General features: G+C 64.6%; 8 protein-coding genes. 5 read left to right on the top strand and 3 right to left on the bottom strand.

Going from position 1 to position 7601, the window contains the following annotated elements; genetic code table 11:
- From B7R93_RS15635 to B7R93_RS02405, 5 genes are all read left to right on the top strand, one after another.
- The coding region (locus B7R93_RS15635; protein ID WP_232797929.1) for a hypothetical protein at nt 1-183 on the top strand (183 nt) is incomplete at its 5' end.
- Between the two features lie 34 nt (nt 184-217).
- Nucleotides 218-499: a DUF2442 domain-containing protein gene (locus B7R93_RS02420; protein ID WP_103019265.1), complete on the top strand. Its 282-nt coding sequence runs from the start codon at nt 218-220 to the stop codon at nt 497-499.
- 19 nt (nt 500-518) lie between these two features.
- On the top strand, nt 519-752 hold the full coding sequence (locus B7R93_RS16045; protein WP_272482658.1) for a DUF4160 domain-containing protein: 234 nt from the start codon (nt 519-521) through the stop codon (nt 750-752).
- A 173-nt stretch (nt 753-925) separates the two neighbouring features.
- Nucleotides 926-1564, top strand: coding sequence for a hypothetical protein (locus tag B7R93_RS02410; RefSeq protein WP_103019258.1), 639 nt, complete (start codon nt 926-928; stop codon nt 1562-1564).
- A 344-nt stretch (nt 1565-1908) separates the two neighbouring features.
- Nucleotides 1909-2160 (top strand): hypothetical protein, encoded by a 252-nt coding sequence (locus tag B7R93_RS02405; protein ID WP_103019257.1) that lies wholly within the window; start codon nt 1909-1911, stop codon nt 2158-2160.
- A 40-nt stretch (nt 2161-2200) separates the two neighbouring features.
- Here the strand turns inward: B7R93_RS02405 and glgP are convergent, their stop codons facing one another.
- The 3 genes from glgP to B7R93_RS02390 form a co-directional block, all read right to left on the bottom strand.
- Nucleotides 2201-4258 carry an alpha-glucan family phosphorylase gene (glgP, locus tag B7R93_RS02400; RefSeq protein ID WP_232797928.1) on the bottom strand — a complete coding sequence of 686 codons (2058 nt, stop codon included), beginning with the start codon at nt 4256-4258 and terminating at the stop codon, nt 2201-2203.
- A gap of 925 nt (nt 4259-5183) precedes the next feature.
- Nucleotides 5184-6128 (bottom strand): hypothetical protein, encoded by a 945-nt coding sequence (locus B7R93_RS02395; protein WP_232797927.1) that lies wholly within the window; start codon nt 6126-6128, stop codon nt 5184-5186.
- Nucleotides 6129-6164: 36 nt separating this feature from the next.
- A complete protein-coding gene (locus B7R93_RS02390) occupies nt 6165-7589 on the bottom strand; it encodes a mercuric reductase (protein ID WP_103019256.1) in 1425 nt (474 codons plus the stop codon).
- Between the last annotated feature and the right edge of the window lie 12 nt (nt 7590-7601).

Here is a 7601-nt window from a genome sequence, read left to right as displayed (position 1 = left end):
TTCGGACACGTCAGCCCGAGCGGGTTCGGCGTCGCTGGTCGGGAGTGGCGGCGCGAGCGGATGGAAACCTCGCCGGACGAGGTCGTTCTGTCGGATCAAATTCTGTTTGGCGTTTTCCCGTCCATTTCAGCTGATCTACGTCGTTACAGCGCCTGGAAACGTGGCTGTGAGTCGATTCGTTGAATTCGAAAATCTGCCTATCAAGTACTCCGGCGTCATGTTTGAGCCACTGGAGGTCAAGGCCCTTTCTGACTATCGCATCTGGATCCGCTATGCCGACGGTGAAGCAGGGGAAGTCGATCTTTCGCATCTCGCCGGCCAGGGCGTGTTTGAGCTTTGGGAGGACACGCAGAAGTGGGAAGACGTACGGATCGCAGCGGATGAAGCCATCCGCTGGAGCGAAGGAGTGGAGCTCTGTCCGGACGCGACGTATCTGAAGCTCACGGGCACGTCCCCGAAGGAGGCATTTCCAAAGCTGAAGTCCACAGTGCACGCCTGAGCTCTGTCGGTTCCACGGCGTGCGGATCAAGATGTATTACGACGACCACAATCCGCTGCATTTCCATGCCAAATATGCAGGAGACGAGGCGCTGATTACAATTGACACATTGGACGTGATAGCAGGTGAGCTTCCGAGTCGGTCGTTGGGGTTGGTCTACGAGTGGGCGGGGAAGCACCGCGCGGAACTGAGAGAAGTGTGGAAGCGCGCAAAGAACTTGGAACCAACCGGAAAGATCAAGCCCCTCGAATAAGCGGGAAGGCGCTGTGACCCTCCATTGCAACTGACAAGGGGCGGCTGCCCGTTTTCAGATGAGGGGGTCTCCTGCATCCTGCTCGTATCTTGGCGTGCCCCTCGCAGTTGAATTCGACCGTTATACCGACCTCTGCTTGCCGGGACGAGACTTTTCGGAAACTCCGTGGAGTTATGACTCAATTCGAGTATCTAATCATTCTCGTCTCTATCCTCGTGGGTCTAGGATTAGCGGACCTAGCGAAAAGCATGCGGAACTTGCTCCTCCCTGAGATGAGCGTGCAGTGGCACTGGTTGCCGGTCACATGGACCGTGATCGTACTTGGGTATGTTTTGATGGCGTGGTGGGTATTCTACATACTCTTACAGGCGGAGGTGTGGCACCATCCGGTCGCCTTCCTCCCGGTATTGCTTTCGACCATGGCACTTTATCTGCTGTGCGCCTTCGCTCTGCCGGATGCAGACCGGGAAGAGGTGTCGTACCACACCGTGGACGCAGAAGGCGAGAAATTGATAGACATGGAGACGTTCTATCTATCAGAAGACCACCGGCGGTGGTTTTTTGGGATGGCAGCAACTTTTTCCTTCCTGTTCTTCGGATCAGCCAACTACGGACAATTTCACGCTGGAAACATACCTGTCGAGGCAGCACTCCTCCAGATGCTTTCCGCCTCTCTTTTGATAACTATTCCCCATGTTATTCTTGGTGTGACCAGGCGTAGATGGGCACACCTAGGACTGACGATCTACTCGCTCGGCTCGGTCACCTACGGTCTATTCGACGTGGCCGTGGCCCTGACAGAAGTGAGTTGAAAAACACCGGGTGGTATAACAATCCACTACACCTGAACCCGGGCTGCTCCCACTTTCGAGCGGTTGCGGCAGCGCCTTTCAACTTCGTTGAACGAGAGTGATGCCATGATCGAATGGAGACTCCGACCTGAGTTGCAGTTCAAGCCGTGACAGTTGAAACCAGACGTTCGCCTGCCCGGGTCAGGTGAGTTTCGTCGTTATGCCTATGCGGTCTTTCCCTCGAAGCCATGATTTTGGCGATCCACGCGCTTTTCGGGGGGGCGGCACTGATTTCAGGGCGTGGAACCTAGCCGCCATGAAGGGCACAAAGCGGCACTGCACGGTCGGGGGGCTACGTCGGGGCGATGACCGGCCTGATCCTCTCTTCGTTCGGCCTCTGTGAGCCGTCCGGCGGCTTCGGGCCGTTCCACGCCCTGTCGCTCGTGAGTGGAGGCACCCTCGCAATTGCCCTGTTCTTCTCACTTTGCTGCGGGCCCCACGAGGGCTGGGTGGTGCACCACTACTTCTGGATCGCGTACTCCGATGGCGGGCTTGTCACGGCCACAGGACCCCGCCTTTTCGAATACGGGCCGCCCGCTGTCGTGAGGCTCGCGTGATCGCTATGGCAGTGTCCGTCGGGGGGCGGGTCCGTCGTTCTCACCCGCCGTTTCGGTACATCTCGTCCACGTAGTCGAGCACCATCCGCTTGGCGCTGAAGGGGGCCGGGACGCCCGTCATGGCCTCGCGCATCATGTCAATCCAGCCGCTGGGCAGGCCGGTGTCGTCGCGGGTGTAGAAGGTGGGGAGGACGCCCTCTTCGAGCTGCCGGTAGAGCGAGGCGGCGTCCTGCTCGTCCTGCGTCTCCGGGTCGGCCGTGCCGTAGTCGCCGGTCGGCTCCGGCCCGATGGCCCAGCCGTTGGTGCCGGTGTAGCCCTCCGGCCACCAGCCGTCGAGCACGCTCAGGTTGAGGCCGCCGTGCGCGGTCACCTTCTGTCCGCTTGTGCCGGAGGCCTCCAGCGGGCGGCGCGGGTTGTTGAGCCATACGTCGCAGCCGGAGGTGAGCATGCGGCCCATCTCCATGTCGTAGTTCTCCAGGAAGACGACGTTTCCTTCGAACCCCTCCGCCTGGCTGATCTCGTAGATGCGTTGGATAAACTCCTTGCCGGCGTCGTCGGCCGGGTGGGCCTTGCCCGCGTAGAGGAGCTGCAGGGGGCGATCCGGGTTGGAAAAGAGAGCTCGGGCGCGGTCCCGGTCCCGGAAGATCAGCGGGGCGCGCTTGTAGGTGGCAAAGCGGCGGGCGAAGCCGATGGTGAGGGCGTCGGGGTCGAGGGTGGGGTGCATCGGGAGGCTTTGCTCCTGCACCTTCTCCGCGACGTAGTTGAGCAGGCGCTCACGGAGTGCACACCGGAGGTCCCAGAGCGTCTCGTCGCTCAGGTCGGCCAGGCCCGTCCAGTCGGTCGGGGCCTGCGCCTCCGTGAGGTCGACGTGGATGTGGTCGGCAAAGAAGTCGCGGGCCGGTCCGGCGGTCCAGGTGGGCAGGTGCACGCCGTTCGTGATCGCGTCGATGGGGACCTCGTCGAGCGGGCGGTCCGGGTAGAGGTCCTCCCACTGCTGCCGCGCGACGTGGCCGTTGAGCTCCGACACGCCGTTGGCGGCGCGCGACAGCTTGAGGCCGAGCACCGTCATCGTGAAGGTCTCCTCGTGGTCGTCCGGGTGGACGCGGCCGTAGCTGAGCAGGTCGTGGGGGGAGAGAGAAATGTCATCCCGGAACCCGGCCATGGCCTCCGAGAAGAGGTCGGGATCGAAGTGGTCGTGCCCGGCCATCACCGGCGTATGGGTGGTAAAGACGCTCCGGTCGCGCACCCATGCCTCGGCGTCGGCCACGTCGTCGCCCGCCGCGAGCCGCTCGCGCAGCAGCTCCAGCATGAGGAAGGCGCAGTGGCCCTCGTTGGCGTGGTACACGTCGGGCGCCACGTCCAGGGCCCGCAGCATTCGGAGCCCCCCGATGCCGAGGACGATCTCCTGGCGGATGCGCTCGTGGTCGCCCCCCTGATAGAGGCGGCGCGTGAGGGGGCGGTACTCGTCCGGATTGGCGTCGAAGTCGGTGTCGAGCAGGTACAGGTCCGTGCGGCCCAGCGCCACCTTCCAGGCCCGCACCGCAATCTCGTGGGAGCCGACAGGGACCGTGACGGTCAGTGGGGTGCCGCCGCCTTCTGAGACGAGCGAAACGGGATGCTTCGCCGGGTCGAGGACGGGGTACGTCGCTTCCTGCCACCCGTCGGCGTCGAACGATTGCCGAAAGTATCCCTCTCGCAGAAAGAGGCCGATGCCGGTGAAGGGCAGGCCCAGGTCGGACGCGGCCTTCGAGTGGTCGCCCGCCAGCACGCCGAGGCCGCCCGAGTAGAGCGGCATGCTCTCGTGGAGGCCGTACTCCATGCAGAAGTATGCCGTTTCGGGGGCGTCCTCCACCTGTGGCGGCCGCTCCATGTAGTCCCGGTAGCGCTGGTAGACCGTGTCCACCTCGTCTTGGAAGGACGGGTCGTTTAGCACCTCGTCCTTGGCCGTCGCGAGGGCGGCCCGAGGGTTGTTGTCCGACGCCCGGTACACCTCAGGGTTGAGGCGCCGGAAGAGGGACTGTGCCTCTGGCGTCCAGGTCCACCAGAGGTTGATGGCAATGGATTCGAGCTTGTCGCGCGACGTCATGGGGGTGGACATAGGCAGAGAGACGGTGAGCGGACGCGGCGTGCTACGGGTGCTTGGGCGGGATCTCTGAGACGACAGGCCCCACACACAAGAGTCGCCGTGCGGGACGGATTTGCCAAGTGCCTGGCGTGAAAATCCAATGACCCCCCGATGGGGAGGGCCCAGTGCCGGTCGAAAAAACCGGGCATTGTGCACGGGCGATCTGCCCACCGTGTGCCGGACGACGAGAGAAAATATCTGCGCGGCCCCTGTGAAAACACGGTGTGCCGACGATCGGGAGCGACGGTCGGGGCGAGACGTTTCGCGCTTACGCCCTTCCTGTTCCCCGTCTTGTTCGAAAGGCCCAGAGGGCCATGTGGGGCATGTAGGGAGAGAGGGGAGGGGGCGATGGCGAATACGAAGGCGGCCCTTCCCCCCACCGCCGAGAGCGCGCGGACGTGCCGACTACGTAGGTCGGCAAAACACTTTGAAAATCGTCATTCCAAGCGGAGTCGAGGCGCTGGGAGCGCAGCGACCGAGTGCTCCTGGAGGGGATCTCTCGGAAGAAGGGCGGGAGCGACCCCTATGAGCCGCTTCCGCTTGATGCAAAGAGATTCTTCAACGCCCTCCTCTCACTGTTCGTCGGTCGTTCAGAATGACTCTTGCGTACCCGTATGTCTTCGGGTCTACTTATACCCGTTGCGAGGGATCACCATGCACCGGAGGGCTTTGGGACGTCTCGGAAGGCCCGTCGTGAGGCGCGCCTCGCGACGTTCTCTTCCCGTATCACCCACACGAATGTGCACAATGACCGTCGGCCTTTGGTATTGGAGAGAGGACCTATGCGGTCGGCTTCAACAGCCAGTCCTACTTCTCCTGCTCGTTTTGAGAGGCCTTCGGCGTGCCGCCGTGGCAGTATCGGGGGGAGGGTGTGGCCGCATAGGGCTGTGAAGCGGCGTTACGCCTCGCCCGGCAGCGATACGAAGCGTGCATTTTCGGGCGGGGCCAGCTTCGACGCGTCGAACGGGCGGCGGTACGAAAGGCTGTCGGCGGCGGCCTCGTTGCGGAGCGTGTCGCCCGGCCCGTCGTCTTCAGAGTACGCATAGCCCTCGAAGCGGGTGGGCACCGTGAGGCCATCGACGGTGACGTAGTCCTCGTAGTCGAAAAACGTCTCCGAAAGGTCCGCGTCGGGCCCTACGTCCCGTCCGTAGGTGACTGCATACCGGATGGCGTCCACCTGCCCGGTGTCTTTGTCGAGGTAGAGCGTGTACCGGTCGTCGGGCGAGTCGCCCACGTCGTCCCCGAACGTAATCTCCACCATGTCGTGCGGCGTGCCGTCGAGGGTGTCGTCCGGGAGGGCCTCGTGGTTCGTGCCCGGGTCGGCCAGGACGAACGGGATCTGCTGAAAGTAGAAGCCGGACAGCGCCCAGAAGCGCGGGTTGGGCTGCTGAATGGAATCTGGCGCAATCCAGGCCCGATCCCCGTCCCACGCAAAGCGGGCGTCCACCGGCCGGGCATTGTCGTACGAGCCGGTTGTCAGCAGGTCGTGGTAGGCCCGGCGCGTACGGTTGTCGACGAGGAGGAACGACGTGAAGCGGAGGTCGGCGTCCTTGTTGGCGTACGTCCAGGTGTAGGAGCTGGTGGGCGCCCGGTACCAGGCCTCCAGCCCGCCGTGCGCCTCGATGGCCCGCAGGACGCGCTGCCCACCCTCGCTTCGTGTCAGCCGCTCCTGGGCGGCCGCCACGCGGCGCTCGACCTCCTCATCGGGCACGACATTCGCCTCCAGGGAGGACGCGGTATCGTCGGGGCCGCAGCCCGACATCCCGAGCGTAGCGACGAGCAGGAGGACAATTCCGGCAGACGGGCGGCGCGCTAGGGCGAGACGAGGGAGGACGGGGGACATGCGGACGCAAGCGATGGGACGTAGGCGGTGAGCGGGTCAGTCGCCGCTTCGCACTCGTTCCTTGGCGGGGCCGAGGTCGAGGCCGGCGAAGAGGTTGTTGAGCGACTCGGCCAGCGTGGGGTGGGCGAAGGGGGCGGACTGGAGGCGGTTGACCGGAACGTTGCCCATCATGGCCGTCTGCAGGATCGACATCACCTCGCCGCCCTCGATGCCCAGAATGGCCGCGCCGAGGAGTTGGTTCGTCTCGGAATCGATGACGGCCTTCATCAGGCCGCGCGTCTCGTCGACCTCCAGGGCACGGGCCACGTGCGTCATCGGCATCTGCGCCACCGTTACGTCCCGGTCGTGCTCGCGGGCCTGCGCCTCGGTGAGGCCCACGCGGCCGAGCTGGGGATCGGTGAAGAGGGTGTACGCGATGAGCCGGTCCTCCGTGGTACGGTCCCCGTCGTGGAGCCAGTGGTCGGTGAGGATGCGGTAGTCGTCGTAGGAGACGTGCGTGAAGGCGGGGCCGCCGGTCACGTCGCCAATCGCGTAGACGCCGTCGGCGGTGGTGGCGAGGCGGTCGTCCACCTGTACGTGGCCGCGCTCGGCGGTCTCCACGCCCGCGGCCTCCAGGTTGAGGGTGTCGGCATTCGGGCGCCGGCCCGCGGCCACCAGGAGCTCGTCGCCCTCGACCTGCGCGGGGATGTCGTCGCCCTCCAGGTGCGCGGTGATCGTGCCGTTCGCCTCCTCGACGGCCGTCATGGAGGCCTCGTTGAGGAGGCGAATCCCGTCCTCGCGCAGGATCTCCTGCAGGGCCTCCGCCACGTCGGCGTCTTCGCGGCCGAGGATGTGAGGGCCGCGGTCGATGATTGTCACGTCGGCCCCGAAGCGCCGGAACATTTGTCCAAATTCGAGCCCGATGTACCCGCCGCCGAGCACGAGCAGGTGGTCGGGAACGGCGCCGAGCTCCATGATCGAGGCCGAGGTGAGGTGATCGACCTCGTCGAGGCCGTCAATGGGCGGAATGACGGGACGGGTCCCCGTGTTGATCACGATCCGGTCCGCCGTGAGTGTGCGGGTGCCGCCGTCGTTGAGGGCAACCTCCACGGTGTGCGTGTCGACGAACTGGCCGTCCCCTTCAATCAGGTCCAAGGTGTCTTTCTCCTCGATGCTGCTGCGGCTCCCGGCCCGGAAAGACTCGACGATGTCGCGCTTGCGCCGGCGGACCGTTTCCAGGTCAACCGATACGTCGCCCACGTCGACGCCGTAGTCCTCCGCGCGGCGGGCGAGGTGCGCCACCCGGGCGCTGGCGATCATGGTCTTGGTGGGGGTGCAGCCTTCATTGACGCACGTACCGCCCACGTGCTTGCGTTCGAGAAGGGCGACGTTGTGCCCTTCTTCGGCGACGGTGCCGGCGAGCGGGCCGCCGCCCTGGCCGGCCCCGATGACGATGAGGTCGTGGGACATAGGGTCTGGCATTGCGCTGGGGGA

Origin of the sequence: Salinibacter altiplanensis (assembly GCF_002894645.1) — a bacterium.
In the GTDB taxonomy this organism is placed as follows: Bacteria; Bacteroidota; Rhodothermia; order Rhodothermales; family Salinibacteraceae; genus Salinibacter; species Salinibacter altiplanensis.
This window is presented reverse-complemented; position numbering and strand designations above follow the sequence as displayed.